General features: G+C 31.7%; 23 protein-coding genes and 1 tRNA gene. 22 read left to right on the forward strand and 2 right to left on the reverse strand.

The window, feature by feature from the left end; all coding sequences use genetic code 11:
• From DWX29_RS10655 to DWX29_RS10690, 8 genes are all read left to right on the forward strand, one after another.
• A partial coding sequence (locus DWX29_RS10655; protein WP_199663689.1) for an HNH/endonuclease VII fold putative polymorphic toxin occupies positions 1 to 448 on the forward strand: 448 nt, incomplete at its 5' end.
• 15 nt (positions 449 to 463) lie between these two features.
• Entirely contained in the window at positions 464 to 919 is a 456-nt protein-coding gene (locus DWX29_RS10660; RefSeq protein WP_118565825.1) for a hypothetical protein, read from the forward strand.
• A 651-nt stretch (positions 920 to 1,570) separates the two neighbouring features.
• Positions 1,571 to 1,644: transfer RNA gene (locus DWX29_RS10665), tRNA-Pro, on the forward strand.
• 161 nt (positions 1,645 to 1,805) lie between these two features.
• Complete coding sequence (locus DWX29_RS10670) at positions 1,806 to 2,873, forward strand: L-threonylcarbamoyladenylate synthase (protein ID WP_118565826.1); 1,068 nt, start codon at positions 1,806 to 1,808, stop codon at positions 2,871 to 2,873.
• A 16-nt stretch (positions 2,874 to 2,889) separates the two neighbouring features.
• A complete protein-coding gene (locus tag DWX29_RS10675) occupies positions 2,890 to 3,345 on the forward strand; it encodes a low molecular weight phosphotyrosine protein phosphatase (RefSeq protein WP_022089447.1) in 456 nt (151 codons plus the stop codon).
• 20 nt (positions 3,346 to 3,365) lie between these two features.
• The gene (gene upp / locus DWX29_RS10680) at positions 3,366 to 3,995 is read left to right on the forward strand and encodes a uracil phosphoribosyltransferase (RefSeq protein WP_118565827.1); all 630 of its coding nucleotides are present in this window, start codon (positions 3,366 to 3,368) and stop codon (positions 3,993 to 3,995) included.
• Positions 3,996 to 4,273: 278 nt separating this feature from the next.
• Positions 4,274 to 4,765 (forward strand): dCMP deaminase family protein, encoded by a 492-nt coding sequence (locus DWX29_RS10685; RefSeq protein WP_022089449.1) that lies wholly within the window; start codon positions 4,274 to 4,276, stop codon positions 4,763 to 4,765.
• A 166-nt stretch (positions 4,766 to 4,931) separates the two neighbouring features.
• On the forward strand, positions 4,932 to 5,366 hold the full coding sequence (locus DWX29_RS10690; protein WP_022089450.1) for a hypothetical protein: 435 nt from the start codon (positions 4,932 to 4,934) through the stop codon (positions 5,364 to 5,366).
• A gap of 252 nt (positions 5,367 to 5,618) precedes the next feature.
• On the opposite strand, the gene DWX29_RS10695 is transcribed toward DWX29_RS10690, so the two are convergent.
• A complete protein-coding gene (locus tag DWX29_RS10695) occupies positions 5,619 to 5,987 on the reverse strand; it encodes a hypothetical protein (protein WP_022089451.1) in 369 nt (122 codons plus the stop codon).
• Positions 5,988 to 6,083: 96 nt separating this feature from the next.
• Positions 6,084 to 6,764: a hemolysin III family protein gene (locus DWX29_RS10700; RefSeq protein ID WP_022089452.1), complete on the reverse strand. Its 681-nt coding sequence runs from the start codon at positions 6,762 to 6,764 to the stop codon at positions 6,084 to 6,086.
• 192 nt (positions 6,765 to 6,956) lie between these two features.
• Between DWX29_RS10700 and DWX29_RS10705 the strand changes: the two genes are divergently transcribed.
• From DWX29_RS10705 to DWX29_RS10770, 14 genes are all read left to right on the forward strand, one after another.
• On the forward strand, positions 6,957 to 7,967 hold the full coding sequence (locus DWX29_RS10705; protein ID WP_118565828.1) for a hypothetical protein: 1,011 nt from the start codon (positions 6,957 to 6,959) through the stop codon (positions 7,965 to 7,967).
• A 53-nt stretch (positions 7,968 to 8,020) separates the two neighbouring features.
• Positions 8,021 to 9,184 carry a CpaF family protein gene (locus tag DWX29_RS10710; RefSeq protein ID WP_117910652.1) on the forward strand — a complete coding sequence of 388 codons (1,164 nt, stop codon included), beginning with the start codon at positions 8,021 to 8,023 and terminating at the stop codon, positions 9,182 to 9,184.
• 8 nt (positions 9,185 to 9,192) lie between these two features.
• A complete protein-coding gene (locus DWX29_RS10715) occupies positions 9,193 to 9,930 on the forward strand; it encodes a type II secretion system F family protein (protein ID WP_118565829.1) in 738 nt (245 codons plus the stop codon).
• A gap of 119 nt (positions 9,931 to 10,049) precedes the next feature.
• The gene (locus DWX29_RS10720; RefSeq protein WP_118565830.1) at positions 10,050 to 11,504 is read left to right on the forward strand and encodes a hypothetical protein; all 1,455 of its coding nucleotides are present in this window, start codon (positions 10,050 to 10,052) and stop codon (positions 11,502 to 11,504) included.
• Between the two features lie 42 nt (positions 11,505 to 11,546).
• Positions 11,547 to 11,738, forward strand: a complete 192-nt coding sequence (locus tag DWX29_RS10725) for a Flp1 family type IVb pilin (protein ID WP_022089174.1) — start codon at positions 11,547 to 11,549, stop codon at positions 11,736 to 11,738.
• Entirely contained in the window at positions 11,738 to 13,645 is a 1,908-nt protein-coding gene (locus tag DWX29_RS10730) for a DUF5702 domain-containing protein (protein WP_118565831.1), read from the forward strand. The genes DWX29_RS10725 and DWX29_RS10730 overlap by 1 nt, the downstream gene beginning before the upstream one ends.
• A gap of 482 nt (positions 13,646 to 14,127) precedes the next feature.
• Positions 14,128 to 14,952, forward strand: coding sequence for a hypothetical protein (locus DWX29_RS10735; RefSeq protein ID WP_147365050.1), 825 nt, complete (start codon positions 14,128 to 14,130; stop codon positions 14,950 to 14,952).
• A gap of 113 nt (positions 14,953 to 15,065) precedes the next feature.
• Positions 15,066 to 15,437 (forward strand): hypothetical protein, encoded by a 372-nt coding sequence (locus DWX29_RS10740; protein WP_158574539.1) that lies wholly within the window; start codon positions 15,066 to 15,068, stop codon positions 15,435 to 15,437.
• Positions 15,438 to 15,446: 9 nt separating this feature from the next.
• Positions 15,447 to 15,941 (forward strand): TadE family protein, encoded by a 495-nt coding sequence (locus DWX29_RS10745; RefSeq protein WP_147365051.1) that lies wholly within the window; start codon positions 15,447 to 15,449, stop codon positions 15,939 to 15,941.
• Positions 15,942 to 15,972: 31 nt separating this feature from the next.
• Positions 15,973 to 17,325 (forward strand): DUF6382 domain-containing protein, encoded by a 1,353-nt coding sequence (locus DWX29_RS10750; RefSeq protein ID WP_118565834.1) that lies wholly within the window; start codon positions 15,973 to 15,975, stop codon positions 17,323 to 17,325.
• Positions 17,326 to 17,384: 59 nt separating this feature from the next.
• Positions 17,385 to 18,110, forward strand: coding sequence for an NAD-dependent protein deacylase (locus DWX29_RS10755; RefSeq protein ID WP_118565835.1), 726 nt, complete (start codon positions 17,385 to 17,387; stop codon positions 18,108 to 18,110).
• A gap of 289 nt (positions 18,111 to 18,399) precedes the next feature.
• Positions 18,400 to 20,109 (forward strand): LysM peptidoglycan-binding domain-containing protein, encoded by a 1,710-nt coding sequence (locus tag DWX29_RS10760; RefSeq protein WP_118565836.1) that lies wholly within the window; start codon positions 18,400 to 18,402, stop codon positions 20,107 to 20,109.
• 108 nt (positions 20,110 to 20,217) lie between these two features.
• Positions 20,218 to 21,462 (forward strand): DUF5711 family protein, encoded by a 1,245-nt coding sequence (locus DWX29_RS10765; RefSeq protein ID WP_118565837.1) that lies wholly within the window; start codon positions 20,218 to 20,220, stop codon positions 21,460 to 21,462.
• Positions 21,463 to 21,504: 42 nt separating this feature from the next.
• Entirely contained in the window at positions 21,505 to 22,218 is a 714-nt protein-coding gene (locus DWX29_RS10770) for a CvpA family protein (protein WP_022089183.1), read from the forward strand.
• Positions 22,219 to 22,349 lie beyond the last annotated feature (131 nt).

Genomic DNA, 22,349 nt, shown 5'->3' on the forward strand with positions numbered 1-22,349 from the left:
AGAATTAAAGGACACGGTCATAAACGGAGCAGCAAACGGCTACATGTTTGCAGGAGCAGGGCTTGGAGTGGCAGGAATACGAAATGCTGCAAAGAGTGGAAAACTAGCAGGGTTTATGGCAGATGAAGCAGGAAGTGTGTCGTATGAGGGTGGTACAGGTTCTACTAGAAGACAAGTATTTAGAGAGGCGAAGGAAGCAACAGGTATTCCAAAGTCAGCAGAATATAAAACTCACAAGTTTGTGTTTGATGGAACATCAGAAAACAGAATTGTGTATGAATTTGATGTAAGTGGAGAAAAGAAATATATTATAGAACATCCTTTTGATAAGATGGGACGTGGAAATCATTTTCATGGTGCAGATGCTACAAAAGGAAATCCGTTCAGTAAAGGTAGATATAATCAATACCCAGGACATTTCCCAGAGGATTTTAATGGGTTTAAATAGGAAATGGAGATATAAATGGATAAAACAAGATTGGTTGAAGCCAAAAGAAGAAATGGAATACTACAAATCTGTAAAGAATGGAGAAATAATGGAATAGAAATAGCTATTGATGATTTTTATGATATTCATACTACTTTACAATTACAAGAAAAAATAATTGCTAAGTTAGATGATTTGGATACTCAGAAAAAGTATTTTTTTTGTAAAAAAACATATGAAATAGAAGATTTCTTGAATTATACAAGTAAAGTAATATGTAAATCAATGAAATATGTTTTTTTTGTGGAAAACTCAACAAAGTTTGGAGCAATAAAATTACAAGGAGATATTATTTCTAATAATATAGAATATATAATAAGTAAATCGGAACTCTTAAATGGTGGATGTAGCATATTCATTTGTTCATGTGGTTTAGAAAATGGTGTGTGTTTATGGAGAGGAGAGTATGATAGTAGAGTTTACTGTTGGTAATAGTAGTTTATTCTTTTACTTATTTTTTGGAGATACTGAAGTGAAAGAAGAGTTATGCTAAAAGAGATGTAATTGAACTGACACATCCTCTCACAAAGATAAAGTCAAGACTAGAAAATACTAAAATATTAATGAATGATTGAATTTTTCTAGTAAGGTTGTAGGGATTAGGATTTATAGGCCTATTATGAGCATTTGTATGAGTTACATTAAAACCAGAATTTGAAATATTATGAAAGGCTACATTTAATAATTACTTCGTATAATAATATATGAAGTAATTATTAGATATTTTTCTTTAAAATTAGAACGCATTGTTTTCATAGCACTTGGTGCTGTGGAGATGATGCGATTTTGCATTAAATGTCAGCATATTAAAATGACGGCCTTGGAAACAGAACAAAAGAAACAATTACAACAGGACTAACCAAAAAGAAAAAAGAGGAAAAAGAGTATGTGTGGGACTACACAGAAAAGTAGCCTATACTGCTTGAAGAAAAGGAATCAGATGGTACAATTGTAAGGTATACATATGCAGGAAACAGGGAAAGAGCATATGCGGATGTAACAAAAAACTTGAAAATACTAACAGATATGATAAAATATAAAAGTTCTTAATAAATACACTAAGAATCAAAAAATTTTTTAAATCGGTGCGTGGCTCAGTTTGGTAGAGCGCTGCGTTCGGGACGCAGAGGTCGCAGGTTCGAATCCTGTCGCACCGATTTTTTCGTGCAAAAATAAAGACAAATTATAAATGTGTAGAAGCCCAAAAGAAGTCCAAAAGAGGGCTGTAATGTTTGTAATTTTATGCCATATATGGTATTATAAAAAATGAGTATGGGCTTACGTAGAATTTAGAAAAATTCAGTAAAAGAGGCAAAAAATGGATACTTTAATTGTAAAAATGAATTCAGAAAAGATTGATAATGAATCAATTAAAAAAGCTGGAGAAATAATAAGAGAAGGTGGACTTGTAGCATTCCCTACAGAGACTGTATACGGATTGGGTGCCAATGCATTAAATAAAGAGGCAGCTAAGAAGATTTATGCGGCAAAGGGCAGACCGTCCGACAATCCATTAATTGCACATATAGCAAATGAAGAGATGCTTAAACCGTTGGTAAAAGAGATTCCGGAAGTGGCAAAGAAACTTATGGATGCTTTTTGGCCGGGACCGATGACGCTTATTTTTAATAAAAGTGACATTGTTCCTAAGGACACGACAGGAGGATTGGATACAGTTGCTATAAGAATGCCAAATCACCCAATTGCACAGGCACTTATTAAAGAATCAGGTGTTAGCATAGCTGCACCAAGTGCAAATTTATCAGGAAAGCCAAGTCCTACATTAGGAGAACATGTTATTGATGATATGGATGGCAGAATTGATATGATTATTGATGGTGGAATGGTAGGAATGGGGTTGGAGTCAACGATTATTGACGTAACAGTTGAGCCGCCTATGATTTTGCGCCCAGGATTTATTACAAAAGAAATGTTAAAAGAAGTAATAGACCAAGTAGAAACGGATAAGGCGATTCTTACAAAGCCTACGGACGGACTTAGACCGAAGGCTCCAGGTATGAAATATAGGCATTACGCACCTAAAGCTGATTTTAGAATGTACGATGGAGAAGAAGAAAAGGTTGCGAATGAAATAATTAAAGTTGCCAATGAAAAGGATTCACAGGGATACGTTACGGGAATACTTACATCAGACCAGAATAAACATTTTTATGAAGGAAAGGTAAATGATGGAGTAGTTATAGTGTCACTAGGGGATTTGGACAAGCCTGAAACAATTGCAAATCATTTGTTTAAAGCACTGAGAGATTTTGATAAGATGGAAGCTCAGTTTATTTTTGGAGAAACATTTTCCAGAAAAGATGTAGGTGATGCGATTATGAACAGACTTACTAAGGCAGCAGGTTATAACATAATAAACTTATAGTATATTTGGAGGCATAATGGATTATTCAAAGATTATCTTCGTAACGAAAGATGATACATCAAGAGGTCCGTTGGCAGCGGCTATTTTAAGACAGAAGATGCCAATAGAACCAATTGAGATTGAATCCAGAGGCTTGATTGTATTGTTCCCGGAGCCGATAAATCAGAAAGTTGAGGCGATAGCAGCGGCAAAAGATTTAGACGTAAAGGGATATGCATCACAACAATTAAGTGAATCGGACTTTGGAAAAGATGTGTTAGTTTTAGTATTTGAAGAAAGTTTAAAGCCTACTGTATATGAGGAATATGCGGAGGCACAGAATGTTTACACATTCAAAGAATTTATAAATGAGTCAGGAAATATTGCGGACCCTTATGGTGGAGAATTACAGGAATATGGTAAGTTATACGACTCATTGAATGAATTAATGAGAAAATTGGTTTACAAATTAAGAGTACCAAAATTAAGTTAAAAAGATGGAGGAAGTAATAAATGGCAAAGACAATGGTAATGGATCACCCATTGATTCAGCACAAGATTGGAATTATCAGAAGAAAGGAAACAGGAACAAAAGATTTCAGACAGTTAATTAGTGAAATTGCAATGCTTATTACATATGAAGCAACAAGAGAACTAGAATTAACAGACGTTGAAATTGATACACCAATTTGCAAGACAACAGTAAAAGAATTAGGTGGAAAAAAATTAGCAATAGTTCCGATTTTAAGAGCCGGTTTAGGAATGGTAGACGGAATGTTAGCAATGATTCCATCAGCAAAAGTAGGACATATCGGACTTTACAGAGATCCTGTAACAGTAAAACCTGTTGAATACTACTGTAAATTACCTGAAGATTGTGAAAAAAGAGATGTATTTGTAGTAGACCCAATGTTAGCAACAGGTGGTTCATCTGTAGCAGCAATTCAGATGTTAAAAGATAAAGGTGTAAAAAATATCAAATTTATGTGTATCATAGCAGCTCCTGAAGGAGTAAAAGCAATGCAGGAAGCACATCCGGATGTTGACATGTTTATCGGAGCATTAGACGAAAAATTAAATGAACACAGCTATATAGTACCAGGATTAGGAGACGCTGGAGACAGAATATTCGGAACTAAATAAGCACTGCATCAATAAGTAAAAATACGTTTTCTTGTGCTAGCACAAAAGAAAACGTATTTTTGCTTATTGATATAGCGCGCATGCGCGCGACCGAAATGAAGCGAAGCGGAATTGAGGTGCAGTGCTTATTTAGAAAGAAGAAGGCGCGCGACCGAAATGAAGCGAAGCGGAATTGAGGTGAAGTGCTTATTTAGAAAGAAGAAGGACTACAACCGAAGCGAAGCGGAATTGAGGTGCAGTGCTTGAGGTATAGCTTATGACAACAAGGAGGTACATGTATGCGAAGTTATAAAAGAAAAGACTATATATCCTGGGATGAATATTTTATGGGAGTTGCATATTTATCATCGATGCGCTCAAAAGACCCAAATACTCAGGTTGGAGCATGCATAGTAAGTCAGGATAATAAGATTTTATCTATGGGATACAACGGACTTCCTGTGGGATGTGACGATGATGAATTTCCATGGAATCGTGAAAGTGACAGCCCGTATGACAATAAATATTTTTACACAACACATAGTGAATTGAATGCAATATTAAATTACCGAGGTGGAAGTTTAGAAGGAGCAAAAATATACGTGACATTATTTCCCTGTAATGAATGCGCAAAAGCAATTATCCAATGTGGAATAAAAGAAGTTATTTACGATCAGGACAAATATGGAGATACACCAGGGGTAAAGGCGTCGAAACGAATGATGGACGCTGCAGGTGTAAAATATACTCGCTATAAAAAATCAAATAGAATTATAGAAGTGGATTTATAATTTGCACATATTTTAACTGCATAGAAAAGAGATATGCGAATACAAAAGAGGGAATTATCCAAATTAAATGACGCAAAGTATAAATTGTTTTTCATTATGATAGATGTCGATAAATTTAATAAATTTTCTAAATTTGGTTAATATAAAAATAAAAAGGATTTAGAAAATGAAAAGTATTGATACAATAAAGTTGTTGCAGGAATGCGATGCCGGGACCAAAATGGCGGTAGCGTCAATAGACAATATGCTTGATAAAGTAGGAAGTCAGCAGTTGAAAAATGTCCTAGAAGAAAGCAAATCGCATCATGAAAGTCTAGGAAATCAAATTCATGATATGTTAAATGAAAGAGAAGCTTTTGAAAAAGAACCAAATCCAATAGCAAAAGGAATGTCTCGTGTGAAAACAGGTGTAAAAACAACAATGGAAAGCGGAGATGCTACAATTGCGGATTTGATTACAGATGGTTGCAATATGGGAATTAAATCTTTGCACAAATATTTAAACCAATATGAAAAAGCTGAAAAAAATGCTAAAGAAATGGCAAAACAAATAATAGAAATAGAGGAAAAACTCAGGAGTGAAGTCGCAGAATATTTATAGTGGCAAAATTAATAATAATTGCATACAATGTAAATAGGCAAGAATACTTGCTAGATTTAAGCACGTCGTTACTTTGAATGCAAACTTTTAATTTAAGTGCTTCACTACTTTGAATGTGAACCTTTATTTTGAGCACTTGGCAGCTTAAAATGCGAATCATTATTTTTTTAGGGAGATAAAGTTCTTATCTCCCTGTTTTTGTGTATTATATGAATTAAATTTTATCGCTTGTAAAAACAAGCACGTCATTTACTATTGATTTCTTCTTTGAATTTCATATAAAAGAAGAACCATAATTGTATCTTTTAACCAATCATCTTCGGGATATATTATGCAGACATCATTTTCGCAGGCTGCATTTTCCATATGAACAATCTCAAAAATTCTATCCCTGATACCTAAAAGTCTGGTTTTATCAGGATATTCGTCGTACATAGGACTGCCGACATAATCCATTTTATCGCACTCTTCTTCTATAGTACTTTGAATTTTTGCAAAAGCTTTAGGGTACATTTCCTTAACATAATCAATTTTGTTAGAAAAAGAAGAATCCATCTTGATAAAAAAGCCTTCACTAAGTGAACTTTGCTGTATATAAACGGGTATATAATTATAAATCATTTTCAAATCCGACTATTTTCTTAATATATCTATATGACAAAATAAAAAATAACGTGATTGAAAAATAGACAAAATTCACATTAAAGCGTCAGAAAATTATTGTGGTAACGCATAAAGTAAAATTGCAAAAAAATGAAGGATGCTTCCAAGTAAAATAAATAAATGGAAGATAGAGTGCATATATCTGTGGTTTTTTCCAAGCCCATATAAAACAGCACCAACAGTATAAGCAATTCCACCGGAAACAAGTAATACAACTCCACCCATTCCCATAACTTCAAATGTCTGTCTTATAAAGAATATGATGCACCATCCCATGGCTAAATAGCAAATCATGGAAAATACGTTATATTTCTTTAAATCTATAGCAGTAAGCGTACATGCAACTACTGCACAACCCCAGACAATACCAAATAAAACCCATGCGATAACAGGATATTTAGGCATCATTGCAACAAGTAGTACAGGAGTATAACTTCCTGCAATTAAAAAGTAAATAGTGCAATGGTCAAGAACCTGCATAACTTTTTTGGCTTTGCCCGGTTTCAAACCGTGATAAATACTGGACATTGCATATAGGTCAATAAGAGTAATTCCATAAATGATACTACTTATTACACCGATAGCACTTCCGTGTTTAGCTGCCATAATAATACATAATACCATAGCTGCTATGCCTAATGCTCCCCCAACAATGTGGGATACCATATTAAAAATCTCTTCCCCTTTTGTGTAATCAGGGAGTTCTCTGTCGTCTAATTTAATTCTTTTAGCCATTTGACACCTCCAAAACATAACATGTAGTATTCAATACTACATCAGTATAACACAGTGAAATTTATAGTCAACAGTAAAATTCAAAAAGAAAAATAGAAAAAATTATAAAAAGGTATAGACAATTTGAAAATATGCATATATAATGTGAGTACACTAAAAACAACAAAAAGTATATAGAAAGGAACAAAATAAATGAAAACAGGTATGCTGGGAATTTACGATGTTGATAGCAACTATGCGAATTCGCTTATGGAGTACATAAGTGACAAAAGAGGAATACCGTTTCGCACGGTTGCATTTACAGAATTAGAGGCACTTAAGGAATTTGCAAAAAAAAGAGAGATAGATATTTTGTTGATATCTGCAACTGCAATGACGCATGATATTGCTGAATATAATATTGGAAAGATAATTTTGCTGACGGATGGTAACGTATTTGCCGAATATATAAGTTATGCATCGATTTATAAATATCAATCTTCAGAAAATATTATAAGAGAAGTAATAAATTATTATGTCGATATAAGCACTGCGGAAGGCGTCGGGTCAGTTTTGGTTGATGATGTTGAAGTAATTGGAGTGTATTCGCCAATTGGCAGAAGTGGAAAGACCACATTTGCAATTACTTTAGGACAGGTTTTAGCGAAAGAGAAAGAAACCCTGTATATAAATATGGAAGAGTTTTCAGCATTGTCAAAGATTTTTAATAAAGAATACAGCGGAGATTTGTCTGACCTAATGTATTTTTACAAGCAGAATCCGGAGTCGTTACCATTAAAACTTAAAGCGATAGTTAACAGCATAAATGAAATGGATTACATACCGCCTTCGATGTTTTCTAATGACTTGAGAAGTTTAGATAGTAGTGTTTGGTTAGGAATGATACAGGCAATTATTAATTCAGGAATGTATAAGACGATAATTTTAGATTTAAGTAATATGGTTAAAGACATTTATGAAGTGCTGGAGTTTTGTAACGTAATTTATATGCCAATGAATGATGACAGAATGTCGCTTATGAAAATATCTGAATTTGAAGAATTTATATTTAAAACAGAGCAGGAAGAGTTGTTAGATAAGATTGTTAAGGTAAAATTGCCTATTTGTAATGAAAACCAATGGGATGAAGATTATTTTGATAAGCAGATTTGGGGTAGTTTAGGTGATTTTATAAGAAAACTGTTAAAAGAGGAAGTGGCTTGAAAACAAAAGTTGATTTAGAAGAATTGCGTGAAAAAATAATTGAAGAGATAGACATGACAAGAAATCCTAATGATGAAGAGCTTCATGAAATAATTGATTATGTTATTGCAGGAGTTGCCAAGTGCAGACTTATGCCACTTTATGACAGATGGGAGATACATAGACAATTGTATGATTCAATCAGAGGACTTGGAATTTTAGAGGAACTTTTGGCAGATGATAATATTTCTGAAATTATGATTAATGGAGTGGACAATATTTATGCAGAAAAATTTGGCCGAATTGTAAAAATAGATGGGAAATTTCCTTCGGTAGAAAGGTTAGAGGACGTAATTCAGCAGATTGTTTCAGCAACAAATAGAAGGGTAAATCAGTCTGATCCTATAGTGGATACAAGATTGCCTGACGGTTCAAGAGTAAACGTGGTTTTGCCCCCTGTTGCGATTGATGGAGCCGCAGTAACAATTAGAAAATTTCCGGCTGACCAGATAACAATGGAAGATTTGATTAAATGGGGTTCTATCACAAAAGAGGCAGCCGATTTTCTTAAAAAACTTGTAGAGGGTGGATACAACATTTTTATAAGTGGAGGAACAGGTTCAGGCAAGACTACATTTTTAAATGCATTGTCCAATTATATTCCGCAGGATGAGAGAATTATTACGATAGAGGATTCGGCAGAATTACAATTGCTCAATACTGATAATTTGGTACGAATGGAAACAAGGCAGGCGAATACTGAGGGTGAAAATGAAATAACAATCAGAGATTTAATAAAGACAGCTTTGAGAATGAGGCCGGACAGAATAATTGTGGGAGAAGTAAGAGGCGCAGAAGCGGTGGATATGCTCCAGGCCATGAATACAGGACATGACGGTTCAATGTGTACAGGTCATGCAAACTCTGCACAAGATATGATGTACAGACTTGAAAACATGGTTTTGACAGGAATTGATATACCACTTGAAGCAATAAAATCACAGATTGGAGCAGCAATAGATATAGTGGTTCATTTGGGAAGATTAAGGGATAAGACACGAAAAGTTATGACCATACACGAGATGGTGAAAGATGAAAATGAAAAAATAAAACTTCAACCATTATATGTATATAAGGAAACAGGTGAAAGAAATGGTATTGTGCAGGGTAGTTTGGAAAAAACAGAAAAGAAACTAAAAAATAATGAAAAATTAGCAGCACATGGAATAGAAATATAGGTGTATAAATGGATTACGAAAAGTATGTGTTTAACAGGAAAGAGCTGTTTAAGTATCTGATAATGGCAATAGGATGTGTGCTTATGATTGCCAAATTATTTTATGGCAAATATTTATATGCAGTGCTTTTATCACCTTTAATAATAGTTATTTTAAGAATTAAAAAATTGCAATTAAAAAGAAAGCGTAAAGAAGAATTAGAGGCACAGTTTAAAGATATGCTAATGGGAATGGCTGATGCGATGAGTGCAGGCGCATCTTCAGTAACAGCATTAAAAGAAAGTTATAAAGAGATGTTGGGAATGCATGGTTATAACAGTTATATTTGCCAGGAATTAAGGATTATATTATCAGGAATTAAATTAAATGTTCCGTTAGAAAAATTGTTAAAAAATTTTGCAGAGAGGGCAAATATAGAAGATTTAAATTTGTTTGTAGCCGTATTTGAAATAGCGCAGAAAAAAGGTGGAAATATGATTCATGTTGTAAAAAACGTAGCTGATAATATACGACAGAAATCAGAAGTAAAAGAGGAAATAAGAGTAGCTATAAACGGAAAAAAATATGAACAAAAAATAATGAGTACAGTTCCCGTTATTTTAATTGGATATATGCTGATTTCTTCACCGGGGTTTTTAAATGTTATGTATGAAACATGGATGGGAAAAGGCATTATGACAATCGGGTTAATAGCGTATGTACTGGCAATCGTATGGGCACAAAGAATTATGGATGTTGAAATTTAATTATTTTATTGAAGATTATTGAGGTTGAGATTTAATGATTTTGGAAAGATGGATTATGGTAATGAAATATAGATTGTTAGATATCAGGGAAAATGATAGCGAATGAAATTGGAGAATAGATGGCAGGTATAGTGTTATGTAGTAGTGGTTTAGTAATTTTACTTATACTTTTATTAGTGACAGGAAGATACAAAATAAAGTATAGAAAAAGACTAAAAAATAAGTTGGATAAGGACGAGCATCCTTTGTTAAAACTTTATGGATTATGTTTTTGGATAAATGATAAATTTGTTGTGAAAAAATGCAAAAACCTATATAAAAAAAGTGATTCAAAATTAAAGAAACTATATGTCAGGGAAGACATAGATGAATACCGATATTTGTATATGAGTAAAAAGATAGCGAATAGTATCGCTGTATTAGTAATAGTTTTAATTGTTGGATTGGGTATAGGTGTTAATGAATATGGAGAAGCAAAAAATAAATTATCAGAAATACAAAGAAATAATCCGGGTGAGGGAGAAAAAGAGTATTCACTCATTGCAAAAGGTAAAGATAACAGTGAAGAAATAACTGTTAACGCTGCAGAAAAAAGTTTGACTATTGATGAATGTTATGAACAACTTGATAAAAAAAAGCCGGAAATATTAAAAAAAGTTCTAGGTGAGAACAAAAATGTTAATAACATTTCGAAAAAACTGAATTTAATAACAACTGATGATGATAAGGAAATTGATATAAGATGGGAAATTGATAAAAAAGATGTTATTGATTCATCAGGAAAAATTATTAAGGAAATAAATGATAAGGGCGATGATGTAAAACTTACAGGTTATTTGTCTTTAGAGGATGTAACGATAATATATGAAATTCCTTTGCATATCACCGGGAATGATGAAATTGATTCAGTACAGGATAAGGTTCAGGAAATAGCAGATGAAAATCTGTATGAAAAAACTATAAAACTACCCCGAAAAATAAATGGTAAAAGTATTGAATTTTATAGTGATGTAGACACCGTTGCAGATAAATTTATAATTATAGGGCTGATTTTTGCTATTGCAATATTCTTTTTTGAAGACAAAAATCTGGACAAAAATTTAAAGAAAAGAGAAAGTCAGATGGTAAGGGATTATCCTGAAATTATTAGTAAGCTGCTTTTATATAATGGTGCCGGCATGTCGATACGAAATGGTTTGGAAAGAATTGTTGCAGAGTATAAAAGAAATTTGAATTTAGGCTATAGATATGCATATGAAGAACTGGATTATACATTAAATGCAATGAATAGTGGTATTAATGAACAGCAGGCTATTAGTGAATATGGAAAAAGAAGCGGAATTCATTGCTATATAAAACTGGCAAATATTTTACAACAGAACATTAAACGTGGAACAAGAGAAATGGCAGTAGCTTTGCAGGAGGAAATGGATAATGCGTTAATTGAAAGAAAAAATAAGGCATTAAAAGAAGGAGAGGAAGTCGGAACGAAACTGTTAGGACCAATGATAATAATGTTGATTGTAGCAATGGGCATTGTCGTGGCTCCGGCACTTATGTCAATAAAAATATAAAACAGGATAGCAACATAAATAATGTAGAAATGGGAGAAATATATGAGAGGTTTAATAGATAAATTAAAGAAAAATTTAGTAGATTTTGGACAAGATGAGTCAGGTATGGGTGTAATTGAAGTTATTTTAATAATATTGGTTTTAGTTGGACTTGCACTAATTTTTAAGAAACAGATAGGAGATATTGCAGATGGAATATTTACTTCAATAAAAACTCAAGTAGGCAAGTTTTAATGAGATTAAAAGCAAGCGTAACTATATTTTTAAGCCTGGTTATAACTGTGGTTATAGTTGTTGTATGTACTGTAATTGAGTCAGCAAGAATAAGTGTTTCGCAAATGGAAGGAAAAGCTGCAACATATATGGCAGTTGAATCCGTTTTTGCAGGATATGGAAAACAGTTATATCAGGATTATGGAATATTACTTGCATGGGAACAGGAGCCGTTAGGTAATCAGGTTACAAGATATATGCAGGATAATATAAATATGGCAGATTTAGATTTTAAAAATTATGATTTTTCAAATATGGAGATAGAAAGTGTAAATATTTTAAAACAAAAATACGCCACAGATAAAGAAGGAGACTTATTTGTAAAACAAGTAGTTGATTATGCAAAATATATTGTGGGAATTGATGCTGTTAATAAATTAATTTCCGATTCCGAAGAAGAAAATAATAATAAGGAAACATGTAATGAAATAAAAGAAAATAGTAATGTTACAAATATAGCCAATGATGTTTCAAAAGAAATGATAGGAATCGTAGAAAAAATAAACACTCAGATTGATGAACTAAAAAACACAGAAAAGTTAAAAGGAAAAATGTCAGCGGTGTTTCAGAAATTTAATGATTTAAAAACAAATGTAACGGGTCAAAACCAGAATCAAAATATTCACGATAAAAAGGTTAAGAAGTTTTGGAATAAATATAAGAAACTAAAAAATCTATTGAAAATAGAAGACACTTTAATATCAAAAACTTTAACAGATATGGATACATATGTTGAAAATAAAAATGCTATAGAAAAAGAAATGAATGGCGATTTTTCAGGATATGAGGATTATATAGAAGTAGATAGAGAAAGTTTGAAAACAATAAAAAATTCAATAGAAGAAATAATGACAGCTTCAAATGTGGATGCAGATATTAATCAAAGTAATATCGGTGAAATAGAAAAATTGCTTGATAAGGTAAAAAGCATTGAAAAAGGTTTATGGGATCTAAAAAAAGGAAATTCTAATGGCGATGCTAAAGAAGAAAAAAACTTATATGAAAGAGCAAAAAGTTTAATAAGCGATGGTGTATTAGGAATTGTTTTAGAGGATGTAAACAATATATCTACAATGCAGATAAGAAATCTAAATCTGCCAACAACATTAGAAACAGATGGTAATAAGAAAGCAGATTTAATAAAGGATATTACAAACAAAGGAATCTTTGTGAAGTATATAGAATTGTACTTTAACAATTATGCAAAAATTTCTGAATATGGAAATGATGATACAGCCTTAAAGTACGAAATGGAGTACATTTTAAATGGAAATTTAAATGATAAAGACAATCTTACAGAGACTATTAAAAAATTAGTTGAAGTTAGAAATTTATCAAATGGAGCGTATTTAATAACGGATGGCGAAAAGATGCAGGAAATAACAACTTTGGCTGAAACGGTAGCCACGGCTATTGGAATGCCATTTTTAACGCCGGTTGCTCAGGCAGTAATAATAGAGGCGTGGGCACTGACAGAAGCGGTTATTGATGTAAGGCAGTTATTAAATGGAGAAAAAGTACCGATAGTGAAAAACAGTGAAAACTGGAATAGCAGCATAAAAAATATCGGGACATTTGAAGACGGACGTAAAAACAATACAGGGTTAACTTATACACAGTATTTGCAGACAATGATTATGACACAGAAAACAAAAAATACTGTTTTTAGAACTATGGATTTAGTGCAGGTAAATATGCAAAAAAGATATAATAAGGATTTTTTAATTTCAGAGTGTTTTGGAATGTGTGAAGTTGAAGCAAATCTTAGAATAGAACCGGTATTTACGTCGTTACCAATAGTGTCACATTTAATAGGTAACAATAACGAAAGTTATGTTTATAAAACCAAGATGGAATATGAGTACTGATTTAAAAATAGCGTTGAATGTAGAACGCAACATTAAAAACAACGTTGAATATAGAACGCAATATTAAAAACAACGTCGGACATAAAACGTAACATTAAAAACAACGTCGAACATAGAACGTAATATTAAAAACAACGTCGAACATAGAACGTAATATTAAAAACAACGTCGAACATAGAAAACAATATTAAGAATTATAAATTTAAACAGATAGTTGAGAGTTTTGTAAAAATCTGATTAGCAGAATAAATGTGAGGTAAATAATAATGCCCTTTTTCATAAGAACAATAAAGCCAAATAAAACAATAATAAAAAATAAAAATAATAACAAATGTGCATCTCTCCAAGTGCAAAAGCGTAAATTTTATAACTTGTCTGGAAAAAGGGTATTTTTATTTGCCTTACATAATGTAAATAACTCATGTAATATAAAAAGTTCAAATAATTTAAAGGGCTCATTAGCGATTGAGGCGGCGCTTGCCATGTCAGTATTTTTATATGCATCTTTTGCAATGATTCATTTTATTTTGATGTTTAACTGGCAGGTTTCTATGCAGATGAATATAAATAATATTGCAAAGGATACAGCAAAGAAAATGTATTATTTGGAAATTGCCAATAATATTACAAATAATGACAAAAACGGGGAAGAAACACGGAGAAGCATTAACAGTAAGTTTAAAGAATATGAAAATAAAAAGGATGATGTAGACAATGACGAAATAGGACAGGACAATAATAAATTTTGTCAGGAAAATGTAATAGGTGTAGCTTATTTATATGGAAAACTGGTTAAAGAAATAGGCGTGAAAAATAGTGCTCAAAAGCTGGTTGATTTGAGTAAAAGTAAAGTGGATATGAATGATGGTCTGGTAGACATAATAGCTATTTCAAGGTATAAATATCCCTATTTTTCTAAAGACAATCAGATTCAAATTGTTCAAAGAGCAAGAATGAAGGCATGGACAGGACGTGACTTAACACAACAGTTGAACCTTGTTTATATGACGGATGGAGGAAAAGTTTATCACACAAATATTGACTGTACATATTTAAATTTAAACATAGAAAAAACTTCTTATTTGGAAATGACACAAAGAAGAACCGGTAGCGGGAGCAAATATAAAGCATGCAGTATTTGTGTGAATAAAAAAATAGCTGATAGCCAAGTGGTTTTTATAACGAAGGAAGGAAAGAAATATCACACGGACATAAATTGCAGAGGACTTACAAGAAGGGTAATTACATTAGATATTTCTCAGGTAGAAACGAAAAATGCATGTAGTAAGTGTGGAGCAACAGAATAGGATGTTAAACATAGTGTAAGTTGTTCGTATGTAAATTTTAATTCAGTGTGAAACAATAGAGTAAGATGTTAAATTGGATAATTAGTGGAGTGTATTTATGTGGATGCACGATAATGGATATTAAAAAGAAAGAATTAAATTTAATATATTGCACAATATTTTTTATAGTTGGTATTGCGTATGCTTTGCTTTACTTAAATGGAAATATGGAGGGGCTGATATTTGCATTAATGCCGGGAATAGTTCTTCTGATTTTAAGTATGCTTTTCTCGTCGCAAATAGGAATTGGGGATGGAATTATGATAATAACATTAGGATTATTTATGAATGTAGTGTATTTACTTTCAGCATTGGTATGGGCTTTTATTTTTGTTTCATTAATAGCAATATTTAAAGTTTTGTCTAATAAGAAAACAACAATTCCGTTAGCTCCATTTTTACTAATAGGACAAATATGTGTGATAGTAAATAATTTAAGAGGGTGAGAATGTAAGATGAAATATAAAAAGAGGGTGGAGGATAGGGTGGAAGTTTATGGAAAAATTATAAACTTAAAGCAAAAATTTATAGACTTAAAACAAAAACCTAAGTTAAAAGGTGAAATGACAATAGAAGCAAGCCTTGTAATGCCAATGGTGTTTTTAATGCTGGCGTTTACTTTATTTATGGCATTTTATCTTCATGACATAGTTGTTACAAAGGTATATGTTTATGGTAAATGCATAGAAATGTATGATAAAAATGAGAAAACAGAAATGGAAAGGTTAGCCACAAAAGCTATAGATTCGATACCGGTATTTGTAGCGGATAATAAGATAAAAAAGGTAAATAAAAGTGCGGTTACGATAGAAAGTAAATATAATTTTCAAATGAGATGGATAAAAAATATTATGGATAATGATGAAGATATAGAAATTAAAATAGAGAAAAATATGGATGAGCAAAAGATGTATATTTGCAAGGCAGTTATTGATTCTAAAGCAAATTGATAAAGGCAGGTAAAGAAAGTTGAGGGTGTGAATGGAAATATCTTATAAGAAAGACGGAATAAATAATTATATGATTATAAGAAATCAGAAGGACGTGGAAAATGACTACAAACTTCAGATGTTGATTAATAATAAAATAGAAGGAATTTTAAGTATAAATATAAAGAAGATTAATAATGAAAACCAATTCTATTATGATATAACGTCAAAAAATTCCATGAGAAGTTTATTTGTAAAAAATAAAGTAGGAGCCAAAGATATTGAACAGTTTATAAACAGTATGGCGATAGTAGCAAAATCTATGAAGGAATATTTGCTTGATATTAACAATATAGTTTTTGATATGGACATGATTTACTGGGATTCAAAAAAGAAAGTATATAATTTTTGCTATTATCCATTTACTGAGCAGGGAATGAAAGAAGGTCTGAACGGACTTTTTTTAGAATTGTTAGAACTTTTAAATCATAATGATAGGGAAGCGGTTGTAATAGGTTATGGACTGCAACAGAAAATAATATCAGAGAATTTTACAATTACAGAGCTAAAAGAATATGTAGCTGAAAATATAAAAATGCCAGGAAATAATATTAATAAGTATTCATATGAAAAGGCTAAAAAATCCAATTATTATAATGAAAAGCAAAATGATGACTTGGAAGATTTGGATAATATTATAGAAGAAGATGCAGACGAATATTTTGATAGTACAGATTTTGAAAATGACAATATAAATAAAAGATTCAGCAATAAAAACGAAAAGGAAAGAAAACAAAAAGAGAAAAGGGCAAATAAGAAAAAAGAAAAAGAGAAAAATAGAAAAAAGAATAAAGAAATAAAGGAAAATATAAAGGATAGTGCAAAAAATAAGAATGGAAAAACAAACACAAAGAGTAAGAAATGGTGGCAATTCTGGAAGAGAAGTAAACCAAAGAAAAGAGAAGAACTTTTAGAAAATAATTTTATAAAATTAGAGGAGACGGATGGATTTGATGATATTGAAAAATTTGTAGCAAGTGAAATGCCTGTTAAAGAAAGGGATTCTATTGATGAAGAGGCTACGGTTCTTCTTACATCAAATGTTCATAGTACAGGTATTTTACTAAGGAGTACTGACATAGAAAATCCTGTAACAATAATTCCAAATGGATTTCCATGCATTATAGGTAAAAGTGGGAAAAGTTCAGACTATAAATTAGAAGAGCAGTTTATAAGCAGAGTTCATGCAAGAATATATGAAGAAATGGATGGATATTATATAGAAGACTTAAACTCATCTAATGGAACTTTTGTTAATGGCGAAAAATTAAAGCCACATACGCAGGTAATGTTTCAGTTAGGGGATATAATAATGTTAGCTGATATGGAATTTGTTGTGGAATAATAAAAGAAAAATGGTATAATGGTCTATATTATATGTTAAAAAGTCAGGAGAACCATAAGATGGAGGATAAGGTTGTACAACTAAAACAAATAATTGAAGAAAGTGATAATATTGTTTTCTTTGGAGGTGCAGGAGTTTCAACAGAAAGCGGTATTCCGGATTTTAGAAGTGTTGATGGACTTTATAACCAGAAATACAAATTCCCACCGGAAGAAATTATTAGTCATTCTTTCTATATGAAGAATAAAGAAGAGTTTTACAGATTTTATAAAGATCGTATGTTATATGAAGGTGCGCAGCCTAATGTCACACATAAGGCTCTTGCTAAATTAGAACAGATGGGTAAATTAAAAGCAATTGTAACTCAGAATATTGATGGATTGCATCAGATGGCAGGAAGCAAAGTTGTATATGAACTTCATGGCTCTGTAATGAGAAACTACTGCGAAAAGTGTGGAAGGTTTTATGACTTTGAATATGTAAAAAATTCAGAAGGTGTTCCACATTGCGAATGTGGTGGAGATATAAAGCCTGACGTAGTCTTATATGAAGAAGGACTTGACGAAGAAATCGTTGAGAAGGCTATTAAAGCAATAGAGGAAGCAGACGTTCTTATAATAGGAGGAACTTCCCTTATAGTATATCCTGCAGCAGGGCTTATTGATTATTACAAAGGGGACAAGCTTGTATTAATTAATAAGACAATGACAATAAGAGATTCAAGAGCAGATTTAGTTATTAATGACAGCTTAGGTAAAGTATTTAGCGAAATTATGGATATGTAAAACAAATAATTTAAGCCGGGTATATTTGTATAGAGATTAAAAGAAATAACATTTAAGTCTCAAATAGTCGGGAATACATTAAACCATACATAATTAATATAAACATAATAAGAAAATGCGGTTGACAGTGATAAGCTTTTTATAAATAAAGGCCCCATCACAGTTAACCGCATTTTTTCGATGAATGTCGCAAAAGAATTTTTACATATATTTTTACAAAACCTAATTTGACAAATTGTGCTTTTTTCATGTGCTATATTCTACAAGAAATAAATGTAGAGGAGGGCTCATGATAGAGATGGTTTATAATGGAAAAGAATCCAAAGGACAAAGTGAAGTAAGGTTGCCAAAAAACATTCGCCAAATTGGTGACAACAATTCTAAAAAGAAAATATATGTAGAAGATTATGTAATGAGCAACTTAAAAAAGGAACCGGAAAATGAAGATAACATAAGATATGGTGTTCTTCTTGGTGAAACAAAAAAGGTAAAAGGTTATTCATACATATTTGTAAAAGGAATGGCAGAAGTAAACGACGTAATCGAAAACAGCATAATATTTAACGATGAAATTTGGACAAACATATATAAAGATATAAAAAGATACTTTGACGAATTTGATATTGTGGGCTGGTTCATATCTGTTCCGTACAGAGTAAAAGATGATATGTCAGGAATAAAGAAAATACATCTTGATAACTTCGCCGGAAATGATAAAGTCTGCTTTTTAAGTGATAGAACGGAAAATGAAGACGGATTTTTTGTGTATGAAAATGGAAATTTGAACAGACAAAGCGGCTATTACATATATTATGAAAAAAATGAGAAAATGAAAAAATATGTGAGGGAGAGGGAACAAAATAAAAATAGTATCAATGAAAATATTAAGGAAAATATAAAAAATAATAAAAAAACAGATGGTAAAATAATAAAGGAAAATGATGAACAATTAATAAAAGAAGAGGCAAATAAATATAATGGAGAAAATGAAAATCATAGCGTTGTAATGAATAAAGCTTCGTCTAAAAGTAAAAACCAAAAATCAGAAAACGATGAGGAGGCAAACACAAAGAGCGGGCAGACGATAGAAATGCCTGACATTTTAGGAAAAAAGAAAAAGGACATATATGCTAATAAGCAGGTTGATAACAAAACGGAAACACCTGAAAAATTAAATGGAAAAAATAAGCAGAAACGCATTGCAGAAAAAAACAGCAGAATTTCGGATTCGTTTCAGCTTAGAAAAGCTATAAGTGAAAGAAAAAAAGAAATTGAAAACCAACATAAAAATGGAAGTGAAAATTCAGGCAAAGTTAGCAAAGTAGCGGTTGGAATCAGTGGTTTGCTAATAATTGCTCTTTTACTGTCAACAATTGTTATGCTAAATAATTATGGTGAATTAAAAAATATAAAAACATCATTGGAAAATATAAATGACAACAAAAATTCTCAGGCAGTAAATCAGATAATAGATTCACTATCAACATCAGAAAGCACGGAGAATAACAACGAAACAAAATCTGATAGTAAGAAAGAAAAGAATGACAAAAAGAATACACAGCAAAAGCAATCTGAAAATGGGCAGAACGATGATTCTTCACAGACCAATCCAGATGATGGACAAAATTCATCACAACCTAAGACAGATGATATGCAGAATGATAATTTATCGCAGACGCAGCAATCTGAATCACAGGATAATAGCGGATTAACGCAGCAGAATAATTCATCAAACACACAATCCGATATACAGGATAATGCCCAATCACAACCAAATAATGATGGAACAGGAACGGAAACTGAACCACAAAACAAATCAACAAATGTACAGGCAGGCATATATGGAGGAGCAATTCATACAGTAACTCCCGGACAAACCTTATATGATATCAGTATGACATATTATGGAAATAGTGATATGGTTGACAGAATAAAGGCTTTTAACGGAATAGGAGACGATTACAAAATAATAGAAGGTCAGCAGATAAAATTGCCATAAAAAAATATATATTGTATAATCTGAATAAAATGTACATTGTGCATTGAAGTATAAAAGAATATAATTGAGGAAAACTGAAACGCAGATAAGGTACAGGAAGTAAGAAAAGTGAAGTTAGCAAAGAAAAGAAGAAAACTCAGAGTGATTAGACCTGATACAGTAATTGAGTCAGAAAAATCACGGGAAGATAAATCAAGAAATCTAAAAATAAAGGTAATAACAATAATTGGAATTGTATGCGCATTACTTTTAGCAATATATTTATTTTGTGTTTATCGCACATACAATAACTACAAAGTCAGAAAGACAATAAAGATAGAAACAGGAACAAACAGCCAGTATCAGGCGTTTGGCGAATTTGTAGTAAAATATAGTAACGATGGAATTTCGTACATCAATGGAACAGAAACCATTTGGAACGAAGCGTATGAAATGAAATCACCAATAGTAGACGTTTGTGGAGATTATTTAGCGATAGCGGATAAGAATAGTAATACTATTTACATTTTCAATAAAAAAGGAAAAGTCGGTGAAGTAAACACAAGTTATCCTATAATTAAAATTGAAGTGGCACAACAGGGTGTGGTTGCGGCACTTTTAGAAGAAGCAAGTGCAAATTATATTGAATTATATGATAAAGAAGGAAATCTTATCGTTTCACACAAATCATTGCTTAGTGAAAATGGATTCCCATTATCGTTTTCAAATTCAAATGATGGTGAGAAAATGATGACATCGTACTTATCAATTAAGGAAGGAAGTACTGAAAATCAGGTAATTTTCTATAACTTCTCAAATGTAGGTAAAGACGAAGTTGACAGAGTGGTAGGCACATTTAATCAATATGGAGAAACTATAGTACCTGCAGTATATTTTGTGTCAAATGAAGATGCGATAGCGATTGGTGATAATGTTCTTACTATATATAAGATGAAAGAAAAGCCAACAATTAGAAAAGAAATAAAATTTGATAAAGAAATACAAAAGGTATTTTATAATGAAAAATATGTAGGACTTATATTTGAAAACTCAAAAGGGGATACTCCATATAAAATGGAAGTGTATTCTTTGAGTGGAGAAAAAATCATGTCTAAGGAAATAGAGATGAATTTGGACCATGTTAAATTTGCAGGAAAAAACGTGCTAATGTATGACGACGTTACATGTGAATTGATATCCCTTAAAGGCGTGGTTAAATTTAAACACGTATTTACAAAACAGTTAGACGCGATAGTTCCTATGGAAAGTACAAATACATTTTTGCTTATGACAAAAAATAAGATAGAAGAAATCAGTCTCAGATATAGTTTGAAGAGTCCGGTTACAAAGAATAAACAGACAGCAGAAGAATAAATAAACTGTTACAAGTTACAGATGAAAATAAATGGAGGAAAAATGGAAACAATATTAACAGTTGCAGTAATAGTATTTATCGCACTTATGATATTTATTGGGCAACATAGAGGAATGATAAAGATGATATTTTCGTTGGCATCGATGTTAATAGTTTTAATTTTAGTTCAGATATTAACACCAATTACGAAAGATTTTATAGAAACAACTCCGGTGTATGATGCAATTTCAAAGCAGGTTACACAATATGTGGATGAAAAAATAGTAGATGTATCAGACAGCATTTCCCAGACCGGAGAAACAGCTCAGAAAAATACAATTAACAGTTTACCGTTGCCAAAAAGTGTAAAGGAATCGTTAATTAAGAATAATAATGCTGATGGCTACATAGAATTAGGTGTAGAAAATTTTAGCCAGTATGTAGCAGAATATTTGATAGATTCTGTGTTAAATGCATCTACATTTATTTTGCTATTTGTTGTTTTGACGCTGCTGGTTCAGCTGGTGGTTCATTTGCTTGATATAATATCAAAGCTTCCGGGAATAAATATGTTAAATAAAGGAGGCGGAGCTGTTATCGGACTTATAGAAGCAGTCTTTGTACTTTGGATTGCATGTATAATAATTACAGCATTTAGTGCAACAAGTTGGGGACAGCAGGCATGCGATGCAATTGGAAATAGCGTATTTTTAAGTCTGATATACGACAATAATGCAATTCAGATGTTTTTAAATAACCTCAATCTTCTTGCATAATATTTATGAAAATGAGAAGAATATCAGTAGATATTGCGGATAAATATTTATGGAAATGATAAAAATATCAGTAAGCGTCGTGAACAAATGAGAATAATATAGAAAATAAATATTAAAAATATTTAAAATAA

This window comes from Eubacterium sp. AF19-12LB (assembly GCF_003479125.1).
GTDB lineage: Bacteria > Bacillota > Clostridia > Lachnospirales > Lachnospiraceae > Eubacterium_U > Eubacterium_U album.

Bases quoted from the DNA above. Each gene is read 5' to 3' on its own strand.
- DWX29_RS10660 (WP_118565825.1), top strand. From the start codon at position 464: ATGGATAAAACAAGATTGGTTGAAGCCAAAAGAAGAAATGGAATACTA.
- DWX29_RS10670 (WP_118565826.1), top strand. From the start codon at position 1,806: ATGGATACTTTAATTGTAAAAATGAATTCAGAAAAGATTGATAATGAA.
- DWX29_RS10675 (WP_022089447.1), top strand. From the start codon at position 2,890: ATGGATTATTCAAAGATTATCTTCGTAACGAAAGATGATACATCAAGA.
- upp (WP_118565827.1), top strand. From the start codon at position 3,366: ATGGCAAAGACAATGGTAATGGATCACCCATTGATTCAGCACAAGATT.
- DWX29_RS10685 (WP_022089449.1), top strand. From the start codon at position 4,274: ATGCGAAGTTATAAAAGAAAAGACTATATATCCTGGGATGAATATTTT.
- DWX29_RS10690 (WP_022089450.1), top strand. From the start codon at position 4,932: ATGAAAAGTATTGATACAATAAAGTTGTTGCAGGAATGCGATGCCGGG.
- DWX29_RS10695 (WP_022089451.1), bottom strand. From the start codon at position 5,987: ATGATTTATAATTATATACCCGTTTATATACAGCAAAGTTCACTTAGT.
- DWX29_RS10700 (WP_022089452.1), bottom strand. From the start codon at position 6,764: ATGGCTAAAAGAATTAAATTAGACGACAGAGAACTCCCTGATTACACA.
- DWX29_RS10705 (WP_118565828.1), top strand. From the start codon at position 6,957: ATGAAAACAGGTATGCTGGGAATTTACGATGTTGATAGCAACTATGCG.
- DWX29_RS10710 (WP_117910652.1), top strand. From the start codon at position 8,021: ATGACAAGAAATCCTAATGATGAAGAGCTTCATGAAATAATTGATTAT.
- DWX29_RS10715 (WP_118565829.1), top strand. From the start codon at position 9,193: ATGGATTACGAAAAGTATGTGTTTAACAGGAAAGAGCTGTTTAAGTAT.
- DWX29_RS10720 (WP_118565830.1), top strand. From the start codon at position 10,050: ATGGCAGGTATAGTGTTATGTAGTAGTGGTTTAGTAATTTTACTTATA.
- DWX29_RS10725 (WP_022089174.1), top strand. From the start codon at position 11,547: ATGAGAGGTTTAATAGATAAATTAAAGAAAAATTTAGTAGATTTTGGA.
- DWX29_RS10730 (WP_118565831.1), top strand. From the start codon at position 11,738: ATGAGATTAAAAGCAAGCGTAACTATATTTTTAAGCCTGGTTATAACT.
- DWX29_RS10735 (WP_147365050.1), top strand. From the start codon at position 14,128: ATGTCAGTATTTTTATATGCATCTTTTGCAATGATTCATTTTATTTTG.
- DWX29_RS10740 (WP_158574539.1), top strand. From the start codon at position 15,066: ATGGATATTAAAAAGAAAGAATTAAATTTAATATATTGCACAATATTT.
- DWX29_RS10745 (WP_147365051.1), top strand. From the start codon at position 15,447: ATGAAATATAAAAAGAGGGTGGAGGATAGGGTGGAAGTTTATGGAAAA.
- DWX29_RS10750 (WP_118565834.1), top strand. From the start codon at position 15,973: ATGGAAATATCTTATAAGAAAGACGGAATAAATAATTATATGATTATA.
- DWX29_RS10755 (WP_118565835.1), top strand. From the start codon at position 17,385: ATGGAGGATAAGGTTGTACAACTAAAACAAATAATTGAAGAAAGTGAT.
- DWX29_RS10760 (WP_118565836.1), top strand. From the start codon at position 18,400: ATGATAGAGATGGTTTATAATGGAAAAGAATCCAAAGGACAAAGTGAA.
- DWX29_RS10770 (WP_022089183.1), top strand. From the start codon at position 21,505: ATGGAAACAATATTAACAGTTGCAGTAATAGTATTTATCGCACTTATG.